The 22,183-nt window shown below is 62.6% G+C and carries 22 protein-coding genes and 2 pseudogenes; 19 read left to right on the forward strand and 5 right to left on the reverse strand.

Annotated features, from left to right (window positions below; translation table 11 throughout):
• Window positions 1–186: 186 nt before the first annotated feature.
• The 9 genes from BN2694_RS16185 to BN2694_RS16225 all read left to right on the forward strand — a co-directional run bounded on the left by BN2694_RS16185 (window position 187) and on the right by BN2694_RS16225 (window position 7,840).
• The gene (locus BN2694_RS16185; protein ID WP_135667489.1) at window positions 187–441 is read left to right on the forward strand and encodes a hypothetical protein; all 255 of its coding nucleotides are present in this window, start codon (window positions 187–189) and stop codon (window positions 439–441) included.
• A gap of 17 nt (window positions 442–458) precedes the next feature.
• The gene (locus BN2694_RS16190) at window positions 459–1,055 is read left to right on the forward strand and encodes a V-type ATP synthase subunit E (RefSeq protein ID WP_135667491.1); all 597 of its coding nucleotides are present in this window, start codon (window positions 459–461) and stop codon (window positions 1,053–1,055) included.
• On the forward strand, window positions 1,052–2,125 hold the full coding sequence (locus BN2694_RS16195) for a V-type ATP synthase subunit C (protein WP_135667493.1): 1,074 nt from the start codon (window positions 1,052–1,054) through the stop codon (window positions 2,123–2,125). Before BN2694_RS16190 ends, BN2694_RS16195 begins: the two co-directional genes overlap by 4 nt.
• Window positions 2,122–2,445 (forward strand): V-type ATP synthase subunit F, encoded by a 324-nt coding sequence (locus BN2694_RS16200; protein ID WP_135667495.1) that lies wholly within the window; start codon window positions 2,122–2,124, stop codon window positions 2,443–2,445. The genes BN2694_RS16195 and BN2694_RS16200 overlap by 4 nt, the downstream gene beginning before the upstream one ends.
• A gap of 2 nt (window positions 2,446–2,447) precedes the next feature.
• Entirely contained in the window at window positions 2,448–4,211 is a 1,764-nt protein-coding gene (locus BN2694_RS16205; RefSeq protein ID WP_135667497.1) for an ATP synthase subunit A, read from the forward strand.
• Window positions 4,208–5,626 carry a V-type ATP synthase subunit B gene (locus BN2694_RS16210; RefSeq protein WP_135667499.1) on the forward strand — a complete coding sequence of 473 codons (1,419 nt, stop codon included), beginning with the start codon at window positions 4,208–4,210 and terminating at the stop codon, window positions 5,624–5,626. The genes BN2694_RS16205 and BN2694_RS16210 overlap by 4 nt, the downstream gene beginning before the upstream one ends.
• A gap of 46 nt (window positions 5,627–5,672) precedes the next feature.
• The gene (locus tag BN2694_RS16215; protein ID WP_135667502.1) at window positions 5,673–5,897 is read left to right on the forward strand and encodes a hypothetical protein; all 225 of its coding nucleotides are present in this window, start codon (window positions 5,673–5,675) and stop codon (window positions 5,895–5,897) included.
• Between the two features lie 76 nt (window positions 5,898–5,973).
• Window positions 5,974–7,011, forward strand: coding sequence for a Brp/Blh family beta-carotene 15,15'-dioxygenase (locus tag BN2694_RS16220; RefSeq protein ID WP_135667504.1), 1,038 nt, complete (start codon window positions 5,974–5,976; stop codon window positions 7,009–7,011).
• A gap of 157 nt (window positions 7,012–7,168) precedes the next feature.
• Complete coding sequence (locus BN2694_RS16225; protein ID WP_135667506.1) at window positions 7,169–7,840, forward strand: V-type ATP synthase subunit D; 672 nt, start codon at window positions 7,169–7,171, stop codon at window positions 7,838–7,840.
• Window positions 7,841–7,904: 64 nt separating this feature from the next.
• Here BN2694_RS16225 and BN2694_RS16230 read toward each other — a convergent pair whose 3' ends face one another.
• The 3 genes from BN2694_RS16230 to BN2694_RS16240 form a co-directional block, all read right to left on the reverse strand.
• Window positions 7,905–9,182: an MFS transporter gene (locus BN2694_RS16230; protein WP_135667511.1), complete on the reverse strand. Its 1,278-nt coding sequence runs from the start codon at window positions 9,180–9,182 to the stop codon at window positions 7,905–7,907.
• 132 nt (window positions 9,183–9,314) lie between these two features.
• Window positions 9,315–9,899: a GNAT family N-acetyltransferase gene (locus BN2694_RS16235; protein ID WP_135667513.1), complete on the reverse strand. Its 585-nt coding sequence runs from the start codon at window positions 9,897–9,899 to the stop codon at window positions 9,315–9,317.
• On the reverse strand, window positions 9,899–10,432 hold the full coding sequence (locus BN2694_RS16240; RefSeq protein WP_135667516.1) for a GNAT family N-acetyltransferase: 534 nt from the start codon (window positions 10,430–10,432) through the stop codon (window positions 9,899–9,901). The genes BN2694_RS16235 and BN2694_RS16240 overlap by 1 nt, the downstream gene beginning before the upstream one ends.
• Before the next feature lie 200 nt (window positions 10,433–10,632).
• On the opposite strand from BN2694_RS16240, the gene BN2694_RS16245 reads away from it, so the two are divergent.
• Complete coding sequence (locus tag BN2694_RS16245) at window positions 10,633–11,025, forward strand: DUF6276 family protein (protein ID WP_135667518.1); 393 nt, start codon at window positions 10,633–10,635, stop codon at window positions 11,023–11,025.
• Window positions 11,026–11,291: 266 nt separating this feature from the next.
• On the opposite strand, the gene prf1 is transcribed toward BN2694_RS16245, so the two are convergent.
• Window positions 11,292–12,545: a peptide chain release factor aRF-1 gene (gene prf1, locus BN2694_RS16250; protein WP_135667521.1), complete on the reverse strand. Its 1,254-nt coding sequence runs from the start codon at window positions 12,543–12,545 to the stop codon at window positions 11,292–11,294.
• A 124-nt stretch (window positions 12,546–12,669) separates the two neighbouring features.
• On the opposite strand from prf1, the gene BN2694_RS16255 reads away from it, so the two are divergent.
• On the forward strand, window positions 12,670–13,494 hold the full coding sequence (locus tag BN2694_RS16255; RefSeq protein WP_135667524.1) for a MinD/ParA family ATP-binding protein: 825 nt from the start codon (window positions 12,670–12,672) through the stop codon (window positions 13,492–13,494).
• A 78-nt stretch (window positions 13,495–13,572) separates the two neighbouring features.
• Here BN2694_RS16255 and argS read toward each other — a convergent pair whose 3' ends face one another.
• Window positions 13,573–15,324 carry an arginine--tRNA ligase gene (gene argS, locus BN2694_RS16260; RefSeq protein WP_135667526.1) on the reverse strand — a complete coding sequence of 584 codons (1,752 nt, stop codon included), beginning with the start codon at window positions 15,322–15,324 and terminating at the stop codon, window positions 13,573–13,575.
• A gap of 101 nt (window positions 15,325–15,425) precedes the next feature.
• Between argS and BN2694_RS17855 the strand changes: the two genes are divergently transcribed.
• From BN2694_RS17855 to BN2694_RS16300, 8 genes and pseudogenes are all read left to right on the forward strand, one after another.
• Window positions 15,426–15,617 (forward strand): hypothetical protein, encoded by a 192-nt coding sequence (locus tag BN2694_RS17855; RefSeq protein ID WP_244605487.1) that lies wholly within the window; start codon window positions 15,426–15,428, stop codon window positions 15,615–15,617.
• A 13-nt stretch (window positions 15,618–15,630) separates the two neighbouring features.
• The gene (locus BN2694_RS16270; protein ID WP_135667529.1) at window positions 15,631–16,002 is read left to right on the forward strand and encodes a MarR family transcriptional regulator; all 372 of its coding nucleotides are present in this window, start codon (window positions 15,631–15,633) and stop codon (window positions 16,000–16,002) included.
• A pseudogene (locus BN2694_RS16275) lies at window positions 15,999–16,351 on the forward strand (type II toxin-antitoxin system PemK/MazF family toxin). Before BN2694_RS16270 ends, BN2694_RS16275 begins: the two are co-directional and overlap by 4 nt.
• Before the next feature lie 81 nt (window positions 16,352–16,432).
• Entirely contained in the window at window positions 16,433–17,425 is a 993-nt protein-coding gene (gene twy1 / locus BN2694_RS16280; RefSeq protein WP_135667533.1) for a 4-demethylwyosine synthase TYW1, read from the forward strand.
• 312 nt (window positions 17,426–17,737) lie between these two features.
• Window positions 17,738–18,733, forward strand: coding sequence for an NADH-quinone oxidoreductase subunit B family protein (locus tag BN2694_RS16285; RefSeq protein ID WP_135667535.1), 996 nt, complete (start codon window positions 17,738–17,740; stop codon window positions 18,731–18,733).
• A gap of 6 nt (window positions 18,734–18,739) precedes the next feature.
• Window positions 18,740–20,359 (forward strand): nickel-dependent hydrogenase large subunit, encoded by a 1,620-nt coding sequence (locus tag BN2694_RS16290; protein WP_135667537.1) that lies wholly within the window; start codon window positions 18,740–18,742, stop codon window positions 20,357–20,359.
• Window positions 20,356–20,868 (forward strand): hydrogenase maturation protease, encoded by a 513-nt coding sequence (locus BN2694_RS16295; protein WP_135667539.1) that lies wholly within the window; start codon window positions 20,356–20,358, stop codon window positions 20,866–20,868. The genes BN2694_RS16290 and BN2694_RS16295 overlap by 4 nt, the downstream gene beginning before the upstream one ends.
• Window positions 20,869–21,147: 279 nt before the next feature.
• A pseudogene (locus BN2694_RS16300) lies at window positions 21,148–22,138 on the forward strand (transposase).
• Window positions 22,139–22,183 lie beyond the last annotated feature (45 nt).

Genomic DNA, 22,183 nt, shown 5'->3' on the forward strand with positions numbered 1-22,183 from the left:
GCATTGCAGGCCGCGTGACGACGCGCTGCCAATCGTCCGTCTCGTTCTCGCAGAAGACGACCGGAAAATGATCAGAATGGCAGGTAACGGGCTGAAAACCGGCAAAATCCGAGAGGTCGGTGGGTTTGGGAAGTTTTATGAACATCGTAGGGTGAAGCTATTACTGTTCAGACAACCCACGCAACCATGAGTGTACTACAAGCCCTTACCAACGTTGTACTCCAGACGGAACCAGCATACGCAATTCCCCCGCTTGCCGGCGCTGCCATAGCAGTCGGCCTGGCGGCGTTCGGTGCAGGGTATGCAGAGCGCGGTATCGGTTCCGCGGCGGTCGGTGCCATGGCCGAGGACGAAAGCCTGTTCGGTCGCGGCCTCATCATGACGGTCATTCCGGAAACGTTGGTCATCCTTGCACTGGTCGTCGTCTTCTTGACGCTATAAGCGAGGTTCTCTCAGGTATGAGCCTCGAAACGGTCGTCGAAGACATCCGAGAGGAAGCACGCACGCGCGCGGAAGAAATCCGCGCTGAGGCCGAGGAGGAGGCCGAAGAGATCCTTGGCGACGCCGAAAGCGACGCCGAGGAGATCCGCGACGAGCGTGAGCAGGAGGTACAGCGCCAGATCGAACAGGAGCGCGAACAGCGCCTCTCCAGCGCGACCCTCCAGGCCAAACAGGAGCGCCTGAAAGCGCGACGAACCGCGCTCGAATCGGTTCGAGAACGTGTCGAAGAGCGTCTCGCGACCCTCGAGGACGATCGCCGGGAGACACTCACACGCGAGTTGTTGGATGCGGCCCTCGAAGAGCTCGACAGCAGCAACGTTGACGTGTACTGTCGACCCGAGGACGAGGCGTTACTCGAAACGATCCTCGAAGAGTACGACGCGTCGCTTGCGGGACAGCGAGACTGTCTCGGCGGTGTCGTCGTCGAGAGTTCGTCTTCACGGGTCCGTGTGAACAATACCTTCGATGCGCTCGTCGAAGACGTCTGGGAGGACGAGGTTCGCGAGATCAGTGATCACCTGTTCGACGAGGCCGAAAACGAACGCGAGCAATGAGTCCGAGTATCACCAGCACGGACGATTCAAGCAACTACGAGTACGTAGTCGCGCGAGTCCGGGCCCGTCGGGCCGCGCTGTTCGATGAAGACGACTACCGCAAGTTAGTCCGGATGGGACCCGGCGAGATCGCCCGGTTCATGGAGGAGACCGAGTACGAACGGGAGATGAATGCACTCGGTGCCCGCTACTCGGGCGTCGACCTGATCGAGTACGCTCTCACTCGGAACATGGCAAAGCACTTCGAGGACATGCTCCGGTGGGCCGAAGGCGAGCTATACGAAAATATCGCCCGGTACCTCCGACGGTTCGACGCCTGGAACGTCAAGACGGTACTACGCGGGATCTACTCGGGTGCCGACGCCGAAGCCATCGAGTCCGACCTGATCCAGGCTGGTGAACTCACCGAGGGAACGCTGGATCGGCTGGCGGCCGCCGAGTCGATCGATGGCGTCATCGAGGGGCTTGAAGGGACGATCTTCTACGAGCCGCTGCTCGGTGCCTTCGATGACTTCGAGGCCGAGGAGTTGCTCGTCCCTCTCGAGAACGCGGTCGACCGGACGTTCTACGAGAACCTGATCGAGGGGGTGCCCGAAGAGCAGTCCGCCGACCGGGCGACCCAGCTGTATCTGGAGTTCCTCCGGGCGGAGATCGACTTCCGAAACCTCCGGAACGCGCTACGGATCGCACGCAGTGGTGCCGACATCGACCCCTCGGAGTACTACATCGAGGGCGGTAATCTCTTCGATGCCGAGGAAGTCCGACGACTGGCCGGCGACAAGGACCAGCTCGTCGAACACGTCCGGGAGAGCGAGTACGGTGAGAATCTCGAGGCTGCCCTCGAGGAACTAGAGACGGCCGAGGACCTGATCGGCTTCGAACACGCACTGGACGCGGCGCTGCTCGAATATGCCGATACGCTGTCCTACCGGTATCCCGTGTCGATCACGGCCGTCCTGTCGTACATTCTGGCGAAGGAACGTGAGATCGACAACATTCGCGCAATCGCTCGCGGCCGCGAGAGCGGCCTCGAACCGGATGAGATCGAACGGGACCTGGTGATGCTATGAGCAAGGAGATTGCGGTTATCGGCAGTGGGGACTTCACGACCGGGTTTCGGCTGGCCGGCGTTCGAAAGTTCGCCAACGTCTCGGCCGATCCGGATCAAGTCGAGATGGACGAGGCTGTGACTGAGTTGCTCGAGGACGACGACGTCGGAATCGTCGTCATGCACGAGCCGGACCTCGACCACCTCTCGCGTGAGGTCCGCGAGCGCGTCGAGACGAGCGTCGATCCCGTCTTGGTGACACTGGGTGGCGGCGCCGGCAGCGGCGGGCTACGCGAGCAGATCAAACGCGCCATCGGCATCGACCTGATGGAGGAAGAGTAATTATGAGTCAAGCAACGAGTACAGACGTCCGTGAAGACGGCGTCATCGAGAGCGTGAGCGGTCCCGTCGTCACGGCGACGGGCCTGCAGGCCCGGATGAACGACGTGGTCTACGTCGGCGAAGAGGGCCTGATGGGCGAGATCATCGAGATCGAGGGCGACCTGACGACGATCCAGGTCTACGAGGAGACCTCAGGCGTCGCGCCGGGCGGTCCCGTCGAGAGTACAGGTGCACCACTCAGCGTCGACCTCGGCCCGGGGATCCTGGACAACATCTACGACGGCGTCCAGCGTCCCCTCGAAGGCCTCGAAGACAAGATGGACTCGGCGTTCCTGGATCGCGGGGTCGACGCCCCCGGGATCGACGTCGAGAAGACCTGGGAGTTCACGCCCACCGTCGAGGAAGGCGACGAAGTTGTCCCGGGCGACATCGTCGGGACCGTTCCCGAGACCGAGAGTATCGAACACAAAGTGATGGTGCCGCCCGACTTCGAGGGCGGCGAGGTCGTCGGGACGGAGACGGGTAACTTCACGGTCGACGAGACGGTGGTCGAACTCGACACGGGCGAAGAGATCACCATGCACCAGGAGTGGCCGGTCCGTCAGGCCCGGCCCGCCGGTGACAAGGAGACGCCGACGGATCCGCTGGTGACCGGCCAACGGATCCTCGACGGCCTGTTCCCGGTCGCGAAAGGCGGGACGGCCGCAATTCCGGGACCCTTTGGCTCCGGAAAGACGGTGACCCAGCACCAGCTCGCGAAGTGGGCCGACGCGGACATCGTCGTCTACGTCGGCTGTGGCGAACGGGGCAACGAGATGACGGAAGTCATCGAGGACTTCCCCGAGCTGGAGGATCCAAAGACCGGCAAACCCCTCATGTCCCGGACGAGCCTCATCGCCAACACGTCGAACATGCCCGTCGCGGCGCGTGAGTCGTCGGTCTACACCGGCATCACGATCGCCGAGTACTACCGTGACATGGGCTACGACGTTGCGCTGATGGCCGATTCGACCTCTCGGTGGGCCGAGGCCCTGCGCGAGATCTCCTCGCGACTGGAGGAGATGCCCGGCGAGGAGGGGTATCCCGCGTATCTCGGCGCGCGTCTGAGCGAGTTCTACGAGCGGGCTGGCTACTACCAGAACCACAACGGCACCGAGGGGTCAGTCACAGTAGTCGGCGCAGTGTCACCGCCTGGCGGTGACTTCTCGGAGCCCGTCACGCAGAACACCCTGCGGATCGTCAAAACGTTCTGGGCGCTGGACGCCGACCTCGCCGAGCGTCGGCACTTCCCGGCGATCAACTGGGACGAGTCCTACTCGCTGTACCGCGACCAGCTTGACCCGTGGTTCCAGGCCGAGGTCGCCGACGACTGGCCGACGATCCGCCAGTGGGTCATCGACACGTTAGACGAGGAGAGCGAACTCCAAGAGATCGTCCAACTGGTCGGCCAGGACGCGTTGCCGGCCGACCAGCAGCTAACCCTTGAGGTCGCCCGGTACATCCGGGAGGCTTACCTCCAGCAAAACGCCCTCCACGACGTCGACACCTACTGTGGGCCCGAGAAGACCTACCGGATGATGGAAGCGATCAAGACGTTCAACGACGAGGCCTTCGACGCGCTGGATGCCGGCGTGCCGGTTGATGAGATTACCGACGTCGAGGCTGCACCGAGACTCAACCGGATCGGGACGACCGAGGACTACGAGGAGTTCATCGGGGAGATCGAGGACGATCTCGCCGAGCAACTACGGGGGATGTACCAATGAAAGAGTATCAGACGATCACCGAGATCAGCGGTCCGCTGGTGTTCGTCGAGACGGACGAGCCGGTCGGGTACGACGAGATCGTCGAGATCGAGACCGGCGACGGCGAGACCCGCCGCGGCCAGGTGCTGGAGTCGACCAGCGACCACGTCGCGGTCCAGGTCTTCGAGAGTACCCAGGGGATCGATCGGGAGTGCTCGGTCCGGTTCCTCGGTGAGACGATGAAGATGCCCGTCACAGAGGAACTGCTCGGACGGGTGCTCGATGGCACTGGTCGGCCGATCGACGGCGGGCCGGACATCGTCCCCGACGAACGCCAGGACATCGTCGGGAAGGCGATCAATCCAGTCTCCCGGGAGTATCCACGAGAGTTCATCCAGACCGGCATTTCTGCCATCGACGGCATGAACACGCTGGTCCGGGGCCAGAAGCTCCCGCTGTTCTCGGCGTCGGGGCTGCCCCACAACGAACTCGCGCTCCAGATCGCCCGCCAGGCGGAAGTGCCTGAAGAGCAAGAGGAGGGCGAGGAGAGCGAGTTCGCCGTCGTCTTCGCGGCGATGGGGATCACCGCCGAGGAGGCCAACGAGTTCATGGACGACTTCGAGCGGACTGGTGCCCTGGAACGCTCGGTCGTCTTCCTGAACCTTGCGGACGACCCGGCCGTCGAGCGGACGATCACGCCGCGGCTGGCGCTGACCACCGCCGAATACCTGGCCTTCGAGAAGGGGTATCACGTCCTGACGATCATGACGGACATGACCAACTACTGTGAGGCCCTGCGAGAGATCGGGGCCGCCCGCGAGGAGGTCCCGGGTCGTCGGGGCTACCCCGGGTACATGTACACCGACCTGGCAGGGCTGTACGAGCGGGCCGGTCGGATCGAGGGCGTTGAGGGGTCGATCACCCAGATCCCAATCCTGACGATGCCCAGCGACGATGACACGCACCCGATCCCAGACCTGACGGGGTACATCACGGAAGGCCAGATCTACGTCGACCGGGACCTCAACAGCCAGGGGACCCAGCCACCGATCTACGTGCTGCCCTCGCTGTCGCGGCTCATGGACGAGGGAATCGGCGAAGGGTTGACCCGCGAGGATCACGGCGACGTCTCCGACCAGCTCTATGCCGCTTACGCGGAGGGGGAAGACCTCAGGGACCTCGTGAACATCGTCGGTCGCGAGGCCCTCAGCGAACGGGACAACAAGTACCTGGACTTCGCCGACCGCTTCGAGAGCGAGTTCGTCGACCAGGGCTACGACACCGATCGAACGATCGAGGAGACGCTCTCGATCGGCTGGGACCTCCTCTCGATGCTGCCCGAGGAAGAACTCAACCGCATCGACGAGGAATTCATCGAAACCTACTACGGCGCGGGTTCGGACGCGACGGTCGAGGCCGCCGAGGCCGACGACTGAACCGGCGATCCAAGGGAGTAAGTGACTGCGCTCCGATCTCACCTCAATGGTCGAAGCCGATCCGGTCATGCGCGGCGCGCGCAACGGGTTTCTCGCCACCGTCGTGCTGTTAGTCTCGATCGGTGGCTACCAGTTCGCCACGATTGGCACGGTACGGACATCGATCGCAGCGACCTGGATTGTCGCCGTACTCATCTATTACGGCTCGCAGTACTACTATCGCCGAACGGACGGCGAGGGGAGCAACACGAAAGACGAGTCCGACAACTGAACGCGGCCGCGTCGTGTTCACAATCGACAGTCGCGACGTCGAAACCTTCCTGCCGACCGACCCCCAACCGAGAGTTGTGGATCCCGTGGTCACCGATTCGACCGCCAACCGTACTGACGATCCGCGTCGGCTGGCCAGCCTCGTCCAGTGGACGGGCTGGCTGGCGCTGTTGGGGTTGGCGATTGTCTATCCGCTCGTCGCCCCCCTGTCCGATCGCGTCCGGTATCTGCCCTTGCTCGCGAGCGTCGGCGCGTTCGGACTGCCACACGGGGCGCTGGATTACGTGGCGCTGCCGCGGGCGCTGGACGACCGAGTCACGGTGCGGGGACTGGGCATCGTCGGCGCCCTCTATGCGGTCCTGGGTGTTGGGTACCTGGCGCTGTGGTGGCTCGCGCCGCTGCCGGCCGCAATCCTGTTTATCGCGTTGACCTGGTTCCACTGGGGACAGGGAGAACTGTACGTCCTCCGAGACATATTCGGCGCAACCTATCTCGATCGAATCCAGCAGGTTCTGACGATCGTCGTCCGCGGCGGCCTGCCGATGCTCGTCCCGCTGATTGGCTTCCCGGACCGGTATCGGGCGGTCCTCGAGACGTTCGTCGCGCCCTTCGGCGGGACAGTCGGGGGGTGGCCGTTGTTCGATCCCGGCGCTGGCCTCGTGTTGGCGATGGTCTTCGGCACGATAACGGTCACAACGCTGTTGCGCGGTCGTCGGCTCGCAAGGGACGGAGCAAAACAGGCCTGGCGACTCGATGCGAGCGAGACCGCGCTGCTGTGGGTTGCCTTCCTCGTCGTCGAGCCGGTCCTGGCGATCGGCGTCTACTTCTGTCTGTGGCACTCGGTCCGTCACCTCGGACGGGTCGGCTGGCTCGACGGGCGCGTCCGGTCGGCACTCGCGGACGGACGGTGGCCACGGGCTGTCGGCCGGGTCACCCTGGAAGCCGCGCCGCCGACGGTCGCTGCCCTGGCGTTGATCGGCGGCCTGTTCGTGGCGTTGCCGGCAACGACTGTCGCGGGGGCGACCGGCCTCTACCTCGTCGGGATCGCCGTGTTGACCCTCCCACACACGGCGATCGTCACGTGGATCGACCGCCGGCAGGGGCTGTGGCTGTGACCGGCGATCGATAGTCGCTGACTGTCCGATCGCGCTCGCGGGCGATCCTGCCGGCCGGGACTGACTGTGACCGGCAATCGATGCCGGGAACGGGTTTCTCCGGCGCTGGCTCGCCGACTGAAAAAGATTAACTGGATGGATCGGATAGACCCGGGTAATGGCACAGGACGTCAAACCGACCCGGAAGAACCTCATGCAGATCGAGGACCGGATCGAACTCTCCGAGCGGGGCCACGACACCTTAGAGAAGAAACGAGACGGCCTCATCATGGAGTTCATGGACATCCTCGATCAGGCCCAGGATGTCCGGGCGGACCTAGAGGATACCTACGACCGCGCCCAAGACCGGATCGACATGGCGCGGGCGATGGAGGGGGACGTAGCTGTCCGTGGCGCGGCGGCAGCACTGAAAGAACATCCTGAGATCACCACCCAGTCGAAGAACATCATGGGCGTGGTCGTCCCACAGATCGAGTCGACGAAGGTCCGCAAGAGTCTCGACGAGCGAGGGTACGGCGTTCTCGGGACGAGCGCCCGGATCGACGAAGTCGCCGAAGCTTACGAGGAACTCTTAGAGCAGATCATTCTCGCCGCAGAAGTCGAGACCGCGATGAAAGAAATGCTTGAGGAGATCGAAACGACCAAGCGACGAGTCAATGCGCTTGAATTTACGTTGCTCCCCCAACTCAACGAGAACAAGGAGTACATCGAACAGAAACTCGAAGAGCAGGAACGCGAAGAGATCTTCCGGATGAAGAAGATCAAGGCCAACAAGGAGGCCGCCGAGAAGGCCGAGCGGGAAGCCGACGAGGCGACCGGTTCCGCCTGAGACGTCCGGCAGATCGTTTTTGTGCTCATTGGGCAGTTCCCTTTCCCTCGCTGTAACACTGTCGTCAGTCCGGCGGTTCGGACGGTGACGCCGATCCGACACCGTCTGCAGGAACGTCGTCGTCACGGATCGGCGGCGCGAGCGCGAACAGCGGGAGGGCACAGACGACGAAGACGATTCCCAGCACAGCGACGGCGGCGACGGGCGAAAATAGATCCGCAAACACTCCGCTCCCGACGCGGAACGGGACGCCCGCGACGGCACGGACCATCGCGATGGCGGAGATGACGGTCGCCCGGCCGACCGAGGCGATCTGATCGTTGATATATCGACTCGAAATCGGGAAGATGAGGCTGTTCGAAGCTTTCATTGCGAAAAACATGGGGAAGACGGCGACGGGGACAACCAGCGGGGCGAGATAGAAGAGGGCGATCCCCAGCGGGAGGAGGTACATCGCACGCTTGATCCCCAGGACGGACTCGACCTCGGCGGCGTAGTCGCTCCCGATAGCCGAGACGATCATGAACGATGCATAGAGGAATCCGAGCGTCGCAGCTTCCGGGATCCCCTGGCTCGAAAGGACCGCGCCGTAGGTCTGCTCCAGCGTATCACGGACGACTGGTTGAATGTACATATCAGCGGTCAATACCGCACCGGAAAACAGCGCCATGTAGACGACGAACCACCGGAGTTCCCGCGACGTGATCCGGTCTCGGATGGTCGGCAGGGCCTCGAGTAGAGGGAGCGATCCGTCCTCATCGTCACTCTCGCGATCGGCCGCGTAGGCGGCGTTTTTCGGAAGCACGAAGACGAACGCGACGTTCACCAGACTGAACGCGACAGCCGCGTAGAACGGATAAAGCGGGTCGACGACGTACAGGAGGCCGCCGACGATCATGGTGACCGCCCGAACGGTTTTGCTGACCGCTCCGGCACGGCCGCTGATACGCGTAAACTCGTCGGTGATGTCGTGTTCCTCAAGGGTGTCGTACAGCCAGGCGCTTGCGCTCCCCGAGACGAACGTGTGACCAAAGGATAGCGTGCCGAAGACGAACAGAAATCCCCAGAGGTCCGTCGCCACGAGGTAGCCCGCGTTGGAGATCAGGAACAACACGGCCGCGATCGCGAGGCTGTTGCGCCGGCCGATCCGGTCGCCGATCCAGCCTGTCGGAATCTCTCCGCCGACCACGACCAGAGACTGGACCGTCGCGATGATTCCGATCTCGGTGAAAGTGAGCCCGTTCAACAGCAGGAATAGCGTGTAGATCGGATAGGTGAATCCCGGGCCGCTCGTCGCTCGATAGAAATAGTACTTCAGGACAGTTCTGGACGCTTCGACCATGAGAGGACCGAATTGCCGGTTTCAGTGCCCGATATTTCAATATGTCGGGAGCGGCGAACTCGCCACCGCGTAGGACTGCCCGCGGGCCTCGATCATCGCTTACAACCGTCGAGGGAGGCATTGACCGTCTCGTCAGCGCCCGTCCAGCCACTCCTCGGCGAGGACGGCGTACCGACGGGCGTCGACGTACTCGCCTTCGTAGAACGTTTCCTCGCGGTAGTGGCCCTCTTGCTGGAAGCCGAGTTTCTCGAGAACGGCCTGGGAGGCCCTGTTGGGTTCGACGACCATCGCCCACACCTTGTGGAGGCGACGCTCGCCGAAGGCGTGATCGAGCAACAGCCGCGTCGCCTCGGAAATGTACCCGTTGCCCTGCTGGGACGGGGCGGCCCAGTACATGAGCATCCCGACATCGTGGGGGCGGTTGACCCACGAGATGGCGACCTGACCGACGCGGGTCACCGCGTCGGTATCACCGGTCCGCAACGCCTCGGGTGATCCCGTACAGACGAGAAAGTCCATGTCATCGTCGTCGCCGTCGCCGTCGTAGACTTCCTCTTCGAAGTGTTCGGTCACCTGGTGGCGAGTCCGCGGGTTGACGTCGGTGAGCGGACGGCGGACCGCCGCGCTGTTGCGGTTTTCGTGATAAAAGTCGACATCCTCGTCCTCCCACGGGTGCAGGGCGACGGTGTCCCCCAGACGGAACGCTGGACCCGGCATCAGGCGTCCCTCCACTCGGTCGCAAGCAATCCGTACCGTACGATGTCGACGTGTCTCCCATCCCGGAAGGCGGCGTCGCGCATCCGTCCTTCTTCGGTGAAGCCGAGCGATTCCAGCAGTCCTCGTGAGGCGCTGTTGGTCGCGTAGCTGTCCGCCTGGACGCGATGGAGTCTGAGTTCCTCGAACCCGTACTCGAGGAGGAGCGAGACCGCCTCACGGCCGTACCCCTCGCGCCGGTGTTCCGGCAAGATCCAATAAGAGAGGTCAGCCACGCCGGGCGTTCGCTCCACCTCGGGAACAGAGACGGCACCGACGAGGTCGCCGTCCACGCCAGCGGTAAACCAGTAGCTGTCGTCGTCAGATACCGACTCCTCGTAGAACTCCTCGACCGTGTCGCTGTTTCCGGGAGAATCGATACCGAGTGGTAGTCGAACGTCGGGATCCGTTCGGGCGCGTGTGAACGCTTCGAGATCGGTTTCGGCGACAACGTGGAGGTCGACGCGGTCGCCGGACTGGAAAACGGGGCCGGGCATGCCACTGTGTTCTACGGGTCCCGTCAAATCGTTTGTGTGACGCGTGTGCGAAACTCGCCAACGGACGGTGACTGATGAGGCTGCCAGGCCCACTGACCGTCCTGAAAATGTCCCGTTGTCACCCGACGTTCCGCCGTAGCGTCGGTCGTTCCCGTTTCGACTGCACGGGAGTTTTTGTACACGGACGATCCAGATCGGACATGGACTGTCCGGACTGCGGTGCGGAACTACTCGCCTTCCGAGTTCCGGCCGATCAGCGGGAGTACCTGCCCGGCGACGAGCCGGGCGTAGCGATCTGTCCCCAATGTCTCCACCTCATCCCGGTCGGGAAGCCACCCGCGGACCTCCCCGATTTCCGGGCCATCGACGACGCCTTCCCGGCCCAGGCGGAGGCAGCGATCCCGATGGCACTCGCGCTGGGCTTGCTTTCGTCGCTAGCGATCCATCGCCAGGAGATCTCGATGCTGCTCTCCGAGGTCGAACGGGCGGGCGTCGACCCGCTGTTGGTCGTCGACCGGCTGGCAGTCGCCGACGGCGTCCAGACGCCGATCGACCTCGAAGGGCGACGCCGACAGCTCGAACAACTACGCTGAGAACAGCAAGCAATACCCGAAGAAATGGGCCGCCCGCCGCGGGAGTGTGGGATACCGAACTAGTTGGGTACCAAACTCAAGTGTGTGGCAGTATACCATACGTATGCAGTGGCCTTGCCACTGCTGATCATCGAACGCCCGGACACGTCCGGTGTATCCCCCAACCATTTCCCACTGGCGTTTCGACAGCCGATCGCCGGAATTCCGGCGATCTGGCCCCCTTTCGGGCGATCACTCATCCGGTTACCGACACGCACCGAGAGGGGTCACACGCCAGTCGAGTACCGCAGGATACCCGCAATACCGCCAAAGGCCGTCAACAGCTGTTCGCCCTTCTCGAAGTCCGTCGAGACGAACACGGTCTCGGTCCCACGCTGGCCGGCCAGTTCCATGAGGTGTTCGATGGCGTCCTCGCGTTCATCGAGAGCCATGTCCTCTCCGCAGGTCTCGCAGGCGATGTCGGGAACCTCAGCGTTTCGACCGAGCAGTTCGTACTCCGTGTGTCCGTTCGAACAGTCGTAGGTGGCGACGTCCTTCCGGAGGTCCTCACTGATGAGGAGCTGTTCAACCGATCCCATGTTGAGGTTCTGGCGGGTCTGGTCGAACCCGTAGGTCGCCTTCTCGCCGTCGTGGAGTTCCGAGAAGAACTCCTCCATGACCTGCTTGTCCTGGAGGATCTCGTGTTCGGCCAGGACGTCCTCGGCGGCGTCGACGAGATCGTACAGCCCTGACTCGTCGGTATAGGACACATCGAACTTCCCAAGTACCATGTCCTGGAGTTCGTGGTGGAGGTAGTCACCGTCTAAGAACTCGTCTTTGGTCGGAGAGGGACCGCCGACGAGGATCCCGTCGAGGTCGTGGCGCTCCGGGACGAACAGGTCATTGGCCATGCCAGCGACCTCCTGGTAGAAGTTGTCGATCGCCTCCAGACGCAGGCGGGCGAATCGCTGGGCGGACTGGCCACCTTTCCGTTGCTTGCCCGGGACGAGCGAGGAAGCGGATTTGACGGGTTCGACGCGCTTGCCCTTGAGCCAGCCGACGTTGGCCTCCCGGCGATCGAGGACGACCAGCCCGAACAGGCCCTTGTCAGCCAGCATCCCCTCTAGAGGTTCGGTGAGAAATTCCGAGTCGCAGTGGTAGCGAAACGACTGGATGGGGTCGGGCGGACTCTCCAGGACGCGAGTGATCATGTCGCTGCGGCCGCCGCCAGTGTCGATCGCGCCCGAAAAGAGAACCAGACCGTTCTCCGGCGGCCTGGTGTCGTAGTATCTGAGTCGGTCCTTGATGGACTTGAGGGCGTCCTGGACGTTCGTCCGGGTCTCCTTCGATTTGATGTTGCTGGCCTCGCTGTGTTCCTGGGTGACGTGGGCGACCACCTCGCTGATCAGGGTGTCATCCGGGATGTAGATGGTCACGAGCTGGGTCCCCGACCCTCGGTAGTCCTCCAGCTCCTCGATGACCTTCCGGAACTCGTACTTTTGCCGGTCGGTCTGCTCTCCGTCCTGTTCCTGACTACTCATTACGTCTGTCTAGCCGGATGACGGATAAGTATGCTTTGACCGCGGGGTTCCTGACTCGTCACCCAGGAGTAAGACGGACAAACGCCTTTATATGGGAGCCATGTGAGTATTCGCACGGCAAGGGATGTCGGGACACGTCTTCACTATCGCGGGCGGTAAGGGCGGGGTTGGGAAGACCACGACGGCCGTCAACGTCGGTGCGGCCTTACAGGAGGCCGACTACGACGTCGTGACCGTCGACGCCGATCTCGGCATGGCGAACATGGCAGCCATGCTCGGCGTCGAGTTCGACAACAGCCTCCATGAGGTACTCGCCGAGGAGTCGGCGATCAGCGACACGCTCACCGAGGGGCCAGGCGGACTCACGGTCGTGCCGGGCGAGCAGAGCCTCGAGGCCTTCGCCGACGCCGACCCGGCCAAACTCCGGAAGGTCGTCAAGACGCTGGTCAACGCCTACGACGTGGTGTTAATCGATACGGGTGCCGGCCTGAGTCACGAGGCGACCGTCCCGCTGGGGCTGGCCGACAGCGTCCTGTTGGTGACCACGCCCGACGAGGTCGCCGTCGGCGACGCGAACAAGACCGCCGGGCTCGCAAAGCGCGTCGACGGCACGGTTATCGGCTCGGTCCTGACGCGGGCGAACGGCCCCGAGGACATCGAGGCCGTCGCTTCCGACCTCGAACACGACCTCCTGGCCGTGATCCCGGAAGATGCCGAGGCGACGTCGGACGAACCGCTCGTGTTGCATTCGTCGGACAGTCCGGCCGCCGAAGCGTACCGTCGGCTGGCGGCGTCGCTCGTTCGCATCCTCGAGGGCGAGTCGGCCAAGACCGTCGTTGACGAGGAGACCGAGTGGTTCCCCAGCGAGGAAGAAAGCGAGAACGCGGCCGAGGAAGACACGGACGATGATGACGAATCGGGTGGCGTCTTCGGCGTCTTCGGTCGGTGACGCTCAACCCCTGACGGTGCCGGTCCCGCTTTTCCAATACGCGACGCCGTTTCGGGTGTGTTCAGTGCGCGCGACGACTCACATCGATTCAGGAGCAGCGACGCCGAGCACATCGAGCGCGTTCGCGACGGTCGTCTGGGCGGCAGCGACCAGCGCCAATCTCGCTGCCCGTGTCTCGTCGTCGGCATCGAGGACGGGACACTCCCGGTAGAAGACGTTGAACGCCTCGGCAATATCGCGGGTGTACGTCGCGACTACGTGCGGACGAAGTTCGTCGGCTGCCTGCTCGATCACACCCGGAAATCGTGCGATTTCCCGGAGCAAGTCGCGTTCCTCGTCGGTGGTGAGCGTCTCCGCGCTCACGCTCTCGGGCACCTCGTAGCCAGCTGCATTCCCCTCCTCGATGATCCCACAGCAACGAGCGTGGACGTACTGGACGTACGGCGCGGACTGTGCCTCGAAGTCCAGCGCGCGGTCCCACTCGAAGGTGATGCCTTTCGTCGGCTGTTTGGCCACCACGTCGTACCGGACGGCCCCGATCCCGACCTGATGGGCGATGCGCTCGACGTCCGCAGAATCGAGATCGTCGCTCCGCTGGCGGCCCTCCAGGCGGTCCTCGACCTCTTGGCGTGCGCGATCGATGGCTTCGTCGAGCAGGTCGTCGAGGTCGACGCCCGTCCCCTCCCGAGTGCTCATGCCGCCCTCGGGCAGATTGACCCACGAGTAAAAGACCTGCTGGAGCCGGTCGGTGTCATGGCCAAGCAGCTCCAGCGTCGCCGAGAGCTGATCGGCCTGGAGTTTGTGGTCCTCACCCAGCACCGTCACTGCGCGGTCGTAGTGCTCGAACTTCCATTCGTGGTGAGCGAGATCCCGCGTGGTGTATAGGGACGTGCCGTCCGACCGGAGGAAGACGAGGTTCTTCTCGAAGTCCGGCAGGTCGAGTTGCCAGGCATCCTCCTCGAAGACGGCCGCCTCAAGTTCCTGCAGGCGATCGACCACATCGTCGGTCGACCCGTCGCGCATGAACCGCGTCTCCTTGACGAACTCGTCGAACTCGGCTGGCAATCGTCCGAGAGTGTCGCACATCCCGCCCAGAACGGTATCGACGACCTCGCTCACGCGCTCGTAGGTCTCTTCCTCACCCGCCTCCAGGCCCTGGAGGATCGCCTGGATCTCGTCTTCGGCGGCCTCGCGTTCAGGCTCGTCCGCCGCCTCGAGGTACTCGTTGGCCTTCCGGTAGTACCGGACCATTTTGTATTCCGGAGCGTCGCGTTCCGGTTCGGGGAGGGCCGCCTCTGTGAAGGTTTCGTAGGCCCAGGTGAAAACCGCGATCTGGCGGCCAGCGTCGTTGACGTAGTAGTGAACGTCGACGTCGTTACCGGCGTAGGCAAGAACTCGGGCCAGCGCGTCGCCGACGATGGGGTTGCGCGCTCGGCCGACGTGGACCGGTCCGGTCGGGTTGGCGCTGGTGTGTTCGACGACGACCGACTCCCCTGTGGCTTCGAGCGTGCCGTAGTCGTCAGCCTGGGCGGCCGTCAGTGTCGCTTCGAAGTAACGGTCGCTCGGGAGGAAGTTGACGTACGGCCCCTGGGTCTCGACACTCCCCACGTACTCGTACTCGTCGGGATCGATCTCACTGGCGAGATTGGCAGCGATCTCCGGTGGCGGCGCGCCAGCCACATCGGCGAGTCGATAGGGAGCACTCGAGGCCAAGACTGCCGGGACGTCCTCCGGGGGGCGTTCGATCCCCAGATCGTCGGTCGGCAGATCGAGCGCCGCAAGCGCCCTCGAGAGCGCGGTCTCGACCTCGTCGCGGAGTGTCAGGAACATACCCACGATATTCCACCGGCGACCATAGGGATTACGAGATGGCGAGACGAACGCCCTCGATCTGTGGTGAGGCCTCCACCCGCCGCGGCGGGACGGTCGTAATGATCGGTCTCGCCGACGAGGCCGACTTCACCGAACCGCTGGAAAACGTCCAGGCCGCCTTCGAGCGTGCCCGCGATGACGACGACACCATATTCTCGAAATGCTCTGCAATACAGCGCCATCCCTCCGTGATGGCTCCTATTCACATTATTTTCATTAATTTCATTCCTAACACTCTTTACAGTGGCTGACATCGTCTCATCCATGTCTATCGACCGGGAGACCTTCGAGAACACACGCGAGGACGAACTCAAGGAACTATCCGTTCCGGACCAGGTCCTCGGATTCCTCGTGGCCCACGAGGACCGTGCGTTCGAGGCGAGCGAGATCGCCTCCCGGACTGGAATAGACGACGGTGCTGTCAGTACCGCACTGTCGCGCCTGAAGCATCGCGACCTCGTCGAACACAAGGCGACGTACTGGGCGGTGACAGACGACGCTGATCGACTTGACGGGTACGGTGGCTACGAGCGAGCGACGGCCCTGTTCAACGAGCAGTTTGGTGCAGAAGAGAAAGAAGCCTGGCGCGAACACGCGCCGAGGGAACCGCATCCGAACACGGAGAACGAACAGTGACCGACGAGGAAGCCACCTCGATCTTCGAACGGGCGACGTGGTGTTCGGCGACGACCCATTCAAAGGTGAGAAAGCCGCACGACCGTGGCTGGTCCTCTCCAATCACGAAGGTCGTCCGTTCCACGGCGAGCAGTACATTGCAGTGACGTTAACGACGAAATCGTGGTTGGACGGACTCATCGAGGTCCCCGAGGAAAGCTGGATTCGCGGGGGAACTCCAGAAACGAGCCGGACCGTTCCGTGGGGAGTGCAATCGATCGATCACGCGGACATCGACTTCTGGCAGGGCCGCCTGGAGCGCGATATTGTCGATGAAGCAGTCGATACGCTCGTCGAGGAACTCCGGTAGCGCCCCTCCAACGGGACGCCATGTCGATCCGCAGTGTCGCTTTCCGCACGCTTTTGACCCTCGACAGGGTACGAACCGTCGATGACTGAAGACGCCCGCCAGGTCACCGATCCTGACTACCACAGCGAGGGCCACACCGCCGCCCAGACCTGCGGGTGGACCGACAACGCCCTCCAGGGAGAGGGGCGTTGCTATAAGTACGCATTCTACGGCATTCGTTCCCATCGCTGCATCCAGATGACGCCCGTCGTCCGGTGTAACGAGCGCTGTGTCTTCTGCTGGCGCGATCACGCCGGCCACACCTACGAACTCGACGATGTCGAGTGGGACGACCCCGAGGCGGTCGTCGACGCCTCAATCGCCCTCCAGCGCAAGCTCCTCTCGGGATACGGCGGCAACGACGCGGTCCCACGCGAGCGCTTCGAGGAGGCGATGGAACCCCGTCACGTCGCCATCTCGCTGGACGGCGAGCCGACGCTGTACCCTCACCTGCCCGAACTCATCGAGGCCTTCCACGATCGGTCGATTACGACCTTTCTGGTCTCGAACGGTACCGATCCCGAGATGCTGGCGGAATGTGAACCGACACAGCTGTACGTCTCCGTCGACGCTGCTGACCGACAAACGTTCGACGACGTCGTCAAAGCAGTCGACGAGGATGCCTGGGATCGCCTCATCGAGACACTCGATGTCCTCGCCGAGAAAGAGGATACTCGGACAGTTTTGCGGACAACGCTGATCGACGGTTACAACATGCATCGGCCGGCGTGGTACGCCGGGATGGCCGCCCGCGCGGATGTCGATTTCTACGAATTGAAGGCCTACATGCACGTCGGCCACTCGCGGGGTCGTCTTGACCGGTCAGCGATGCCCGACCACGAGGACGTGATCGAGTTCACCGAGGCGGTCGGCGAGTACCTGCCCGACCACGACGTGCTGAAGGACTCGGCCGACTCCCGGGTCACAATGCTCGCCCGTGAGAAAGACACCTGGGTCGAGGAACTCGCCCCGGAAAGTGACTTCTGGGAGCAAGAGACGACAGCCGATTGGACGCCGAAGGGTGGCCAATCCTGAGTCAATAACCTATCAGAGTCAAGCCTTGTTTGCCGCCGGTTAACGGCGGCTTCAGACCTCTCAAAGGACATTCTGACAAACCACCGATAGATTAAGCTGCGAGCGGGTGGGGTAACGGGTTCATGGCTTCGAGTTCGCGGCGCTGTGGGCCGCGAGCAGATTACGAGAGAGGGAGTCTCTCGAATCACTGACCCCGAGGCGATTCACAGCGGCAGCGTTCCTTGATCGACAACCCACTCCGGAAGATGGGGCGCCATTCACTATGAAAAACCATATTGGTTGTAAAGACAAACCAAAAGGAATGGGGAATATATGTCGAATACGAACCCTGAAACGCAAGATGACGTGACTAGTGAGTCGACGACACGCCGGGGCTTCCTGGAACTCGCCGGAGGGGCTTCGGCCGGAACACTCATTTCCAAACATGTCGGGGAAGTCGAAGCCGCCATCCGGCAAGTGACAGGGGGTGACGTTGAGGTGGTCTGGCTGCAGGGGCAGTCCTGCACCGGGTGTACCATCTCGATGCTTCAGGGTCAGCACCCGGCCCTGGAGGACGTACTCAGCGAGTTCCGGCTGGCGGTGACGTTTCATCCCACGCTCATGACCGAGACGGGCGAGAGCGCTCTCGACGCAATGAGCAAAGAACCGGACGTGCTAATCATGGAGGGGGCAGTTCCCGCCGGCATGCCCCAGGCTGCTACCGTCGGTCACACTGATGATGGCCACAGTAAACCCATTCTCGACTGGGTCGAAAGATTGGCCCCACGGGCCGAGTACGTGGTTGCCGTCGGCAACTGCGCCGCCTTTGGCGGATGGCTAGCGGCTGGTCACGGGCGGAAAAGGTACGACAGGGGTGACAACGTCACGGGTGCCCACGGCCTTCAGTTTCAGGGCCGCAATCGGGATGGGGTCCTCGATCCGGCGTTTACTTCCGGGGCCGGATTGCCGGTCGTGAACCTCCAGGGGTGTCCGCCGAAACCCGACACCATTCTGTTGACGTTGACGATGCTTCTCAATGGGAACCCGCCGGAACTCGATGAGTACAACCGGCCGGTGACGTTCTACGAGTCGCCCAGCCAGGACGGCTGCTCGCGACGAAGACATTCCGATCGCGGTGGTTCGTCCGGTCGCCACGGCCGCTCGGGACGTGGGCACTTCCACCGCCCCAGGTCGGCCGAGAAAGCCCACGATGAAGGTCCTGTACAGGAGGACGGCCGTGCCAATTCCGCCACCTACCGCGACGGCAGAGAGCAGCCACCGAACGGCGGGACTAACGCCTGTCTGAACGGCGACGGCGAAACGAGGTGATCTCATATGCCAGAGATAACGATCGATCCGACGACGCGTATCGAGGGACATCACGCCACGACGCTCGACGTGGAGGACGGTGTGGTACAGGACGCAAAGAGCCACATGGAGATGTTCCGGGGCGTCGAATTGGTCACGCTCGAACGCCCGCCGTCAGCTGTCCCGGATCTCACGGGGAAGGTCTGTGGTGTCTGTTTCACCTGTCACAGACTAACCTCTTCGCGGGCGGTCGAGGACGCCGCGATGGCGGCCGGCGTCTTCGACGGCGTCCCGCGGAACGCAGTACTGCTTCGGGACGCGATGGAGGGGATATTCTACCTGTGGAATCACACGATCCACCTCTATGCGCTGGCCGGGCCGGACTACAGCGATGCCGTCGCAGAGACCGGCCTGACGCGCCTTGACCCCATAGAAGGTGACGGCTATATGGAGGCGATGGACCACCAGCGCACGCTGATGAAGGCCTTTACCGAGTTCGGCGGTCGCGTTCCGAATTCGCTGACGTACGTGCCTGGCGGGATGTCCGCCGATCCCGACGCCTCGACCATTCAGTCGATCAAAGATTACGTTGGAACGGTAAGCGAGTGGATCGGCCCGACCGATGCTGTCCCTGCGGTGATCGAGAACGTCCGAAACGGGGAGTTCGATCCGTCGCTCGGTTCCGGACTCCACGATCTCGTCGGGATGTTGTACACTGCCGCCGAGGCAGGTGCCGCAGAGTACGGCGTGGGTCCCGGTCGGTACTACTCTAACGGCGTGTTCCGCCTCCCCGAAAGCGAGGAATTCCTCTTCGAACGCGGGATCTACCGCGATGGGTCGGTCGAACCAAAGACCAAAGCGGAGATCCTCGACGGGATCACCGAGAGTACAGCCTACTCTTGGTACACCGCTGACTCGGCTGGCCATCCTGCAGAGGCCAAGCCTCCCGAGCCCGCTCCCGAGAAAGACGGCGCGTATTCGTGGGGAAAGGCACCGCGCTACGAGGGCCAGACCATGGAAGTCGGTCCCCTGGCACGGCTCGTGGTCTCGGATCTCGATCCCTTCGACTTGCGGGCGGAGTTGGGTGGGGGGAGCGCGGCGAGTAGCACGCTCAATCGCCTCATTGCCCGCACTCAGGAGATCCTGATCGTTCGAGACAATGTCCTGAAACTGCTTGATGCGATCGAGCCTGGAAAGCCGTTCACGGCAGAGTGGGACGACGACTTTGACGGGAAGGGCGTCAGTCTGTTCGAAGCTTCTCGGGGCGCACTCTCACACTGGGCCGATATCCGAAACGGACAGATCAATCAGTACCAGATCATCACGCCAACGCTGTGGAACATGGGTCCCCGCGACGGCGACGATACGCCGGGTCCGCTCGAAACGGCGCTGGTCGGCATGGAGATTACAGATGTGGAGACGCCCCTCGACGTAATGCGGACGATCCGGTCGATGGATCCGTGCTTGGCCTGTTCGGTTCACCTCCAGACGCCGGCCGGCGAGTACGAGACGACTCTCGAACCAGCCACGCCAGGGGCCGTCGGCGAGGGGACGACCAACACGTGTGACAACGCCGATTCGGTGGTTGGGTCCGCGGGATCGAACACGACGAACGACCGTAACGACGAAATTACGGACGAACGATGACGACGCTCGACGAGGAGACGGACGTGGCGGTCATCGGCGTCGGTAACGCGATCATGGGTGATGACGGCGTCGGCGAGCAGGTGATCCACGCACTACAGGACCGCTCCGACGAACGGACAGAGGGAGTCCGGCTGTATGACGCTGGCACGACTGGCCTGCTCGCTCTGGAAGCGATGAGCGGCTGCGAGCGGGGGATCGTCGTTGACGCCATCAGCGCCGACGGCGAGCCCGGATCGATCTACCGCTACGAGTTCAAAGACGGGAGCTTCGACGGGGAATCCCCGCCGGTTTCGATGCACGACATCTCTTTCGCTGAAGGGCTCTCAGCCGGCCGCAAAGCCTATGATTTGCCTGGGGAGATCCTGGTGATCGGTGTCGAACCCGCACGCATCGAGATGTCCGTCGAGTTGAGCAAGGCCGTTGCCAAAAAGGTGCCCGACATCGTCGACTTGATCCTCCGGGAACTGGATCGCGAGACGGGCACCGAAGGGACGGTAGCCCGGCTGTGAGAGAAAATCAGTATTGACAGATATCGACGACGGTAGGGGACGTTCCCGTACTCGACTCGACGACACTGTGGAGGTCGGCCTTCAACAACCGCAAGTAGCCGATCGTCAATGAGATGATGAGTCAGAACGCGAGCATGCCGATCCCAACCCACGGCATCGTGTGGAACCTGCGACAGTACCATCCGCCTTAGCTAAGGGAACAACCACATAACAGCGATTGCTTATACGTTGGGCGGTGGTGCAGAAGACCTCACAAGGAAGCGGTAGGACGAATCTGATGTGTCTACGACCAGCTCCGTCCTACCAGATAACGCTACGGTCGAACAGGTCTTCAAAACACTGGACACCGAGACAACGGCACTGTTCGTACAGCTTGATCTGTCGGTTCTTACCGACTATCCCGTGTTCACCCCCGATCCGGGGGGCGAACACGGGTTCACGAGCCACCAGAACTCCTGAAAGGCGTCCTTCACTGCTTCTATCCCGACATCTATGGCCCTCGTCCGATGGCGCGGGAACTCCACAATGAGGATGTCTGGCGACAGTGTAGCTTCGAGAGTCCGCCGTCCCGGCGGACACTCTCACGGTTCATCACTGACTTCGAACTCGTCGCAGAAGACGTATTCATCGAGTTAGTCCACGAGCTTGCCGAGTAGGTACCGCTCAGCAATCTCTTCCGGATCGATGGGACAGATATCCCGGTTGATCAGCGTGACGAGGACGCTGACTGGAACTACGATCACGCAGAAGACGACTACTACTACGGCTACGGTTGCTGGGTCGTCACCGCAGCACACAACATTCCGGTCGCAGCAGCGTTCACTCCGGCGAAGAAGGTCGATGAGGAGACGGCGATGCGCGTCACGCGCTCACCGTTGACACTCCACGCTGGTTCCTCGGAGATTCCGAGTTCGATATGCTGGGGTGGCACGACTGGCTGCTGGAGCAGTCAGTCGTGCCGATATCGCCGTACAACCCACGGAATACAGACAATCCTACTAACATAGAATACCGCGTCGAAGAACGAATCAAAGAACACAGCGATACCGTTCGTCTCTGGCAACGCCAGCTTGACGAAACGTGTACAGAACGCTCACGGGTTGAAACAACGATTGGCGTCTGCAAGGATCTCGGCCTCGGGAGCCCGCGGGTCCGAGGCCGAATACGCGTCAAAGCACACGTCTTCATCGCTCTTTGTCTGCGATTGGAGGCTGCACTCGCTACTCACCATCGAGGAACCGATGTCGCCAGCCCAACCATCTCCCTGTGAGAACAGTTCTGCACCACCGCCCCATATCAAGAGAGCCCCGCATGG

The sequence above is a fragment of the Halorhabdus rudnickae genome (assembly GCF_900880625.1).
In the GTDB taxonomy this organism is placed as follows: Archaea; Halobacteriota; Halobacteria; order Halobacteriales; family Haloarculaceae; genus Halorhabdus; species Halorhabdus rudnickae.

Bases quoted from the DNA above. Each gene is read 5' to 3' on its own strand.
- BN2694_RS16185 (WP_135667489.1), top strand. From the start codon at position 187: ATGAGTGTACTACAAGCCCTTACCAACGTTGTACTCCAGACGGAACCA.
- BN2694_RS16190 (WP_135667491.1), top strand. From the start codon at position 459: ATGAGCCTCGAAACGGTCGTCGAAGACATCCGAGAGGAAGCACGCACG.
- BN2694_RS16195 (WP_135667493.1), top strand. From the start codon at position 1,052: ATGAGTCCGAGTATCACCAGCACGGACGATTCAAGCAACTACGAGTAC.
- BN2694_RS16200 (WP_135667495.1), top strand. From the start codon at position 2,122: ATGAGCAAGGAGATTGCGGTTATCGGCAGTGGGGACTTCACGACCGGG.
- BN2694_RS16205 (WP_135667497.1), top strand. From the start codon at position 2,448: ATGAGTCAAGCAACGAGTACAGACGTCCGTGAAGACGGCGTCATCGAG.
- BN2694_RS16210 (WP_135667499.1), top strand. From the start codon at position 4,208: ATGAAAGAGTATCAGACGATCACCGAGATCAGCGGTCCGCTGGTGTTC.
- BN2694_RS16215 (WP_135667502.1), top strand. From the start codon at position 5,673: ATGGTCGAAGCCGATCCGGTCATGCGCGGCGCGCGCAACGGGTTTCTC.
- BN2694_RS16225 (WP_135667506.1), top strand. From the start codon at position 7,169: ATGGCACAGGACGTCAAACCGACCCGGAAGAACCTCATGCAGATCGAG.
- BN2694_RS16230 (WP_135667511.1), bottom strand. From the start codon at position 9,182: ATGGTCGAAGCGTCCAGAACTGTCCTGAAGTACTATTTCTATCGAGCG.
- BN2694_RS16235 (WP_135667513.1), bottom strand. From the start codon at position 9,899: ATGCCGGGTCCAGCGTTCCGTCTGGGGGACACCGTCGCCCTGCACCCG.
- BN2694_RS16240 (WP_135667516.1), bottom strand. From the start codon at position 10,432: ATGCCCGGCCCCGTTTTCCAGTCCGGCGACCGCGTCGACCTCCACGTT.
- BN2694_RS16245 (WP_135667518.1), top strand. From the start codon at position 10,633: ATGGACTGTCCGGACTGCGGTGCGGAACTACTCGCCTTCCGAGTTCCG.
- prf1 (WP_135667521.1), bottom strand. From the start codon at position 12,545: ATGAGTAGTCAGGAACAGGACGGAGAGCAGACCGACCGGCAAAAGTAC.
- BN2694_RS16255 (WP_135667524.1), top strand. From the start codon at position 12,670: ATGTCGGGACACGTCTTCACTATCGCGGGCGGTAAGGGCGGGGTTGGG.
- argS (WP_135667526.1), bottom strand. From the start codon at position 15,324: ATGTTCCTGACACTCCGCGACGAGGTCGAGACCGCGCTCTCGAGGGCG.
- BN2694_RS17855 (WP_244605487.1), top strand. From the start codon at position 15,426: ATGATCGGTCTCGCCGACGAGGCCGACTTCACCGAACCGCTGGAAAAC.
- BN2694_RS16270 (WP_135667529.1), top strand. From the start codon at position 15,631: ATGTCTATCGACCGGGAGACCTTCGAGAACACACGCGAGGACGAACTC.
- twy1 (WP_135667533.1), top strand. From the start codon at position 16,433: ATGACTGAAGACGCCCGCCAGGTCACCGATCCTGACTACCACAGCGAG.
- BN2694_RS16285 (WP_135667535.1), top strand. From the start codon at position 17,738: ATGTCGAATACGAACCCTGAAACGCAAGATGACGTGACTAGTGAGTCG.
- BN2694_RS16290 (WP_135667537.1), top strand. From the start codon at position 18,740: ATGCCAGAGATAACGATCGATCCGACGACGCGTATCGAGGGACATCAC.
- BN2694_RS16295 (WP_135667539.1), top strand. From the start codon at position 20,356: ATGACGACGCTCGACGAGGAGACGGACGTGGCGGTCATCGGCGTCGGT.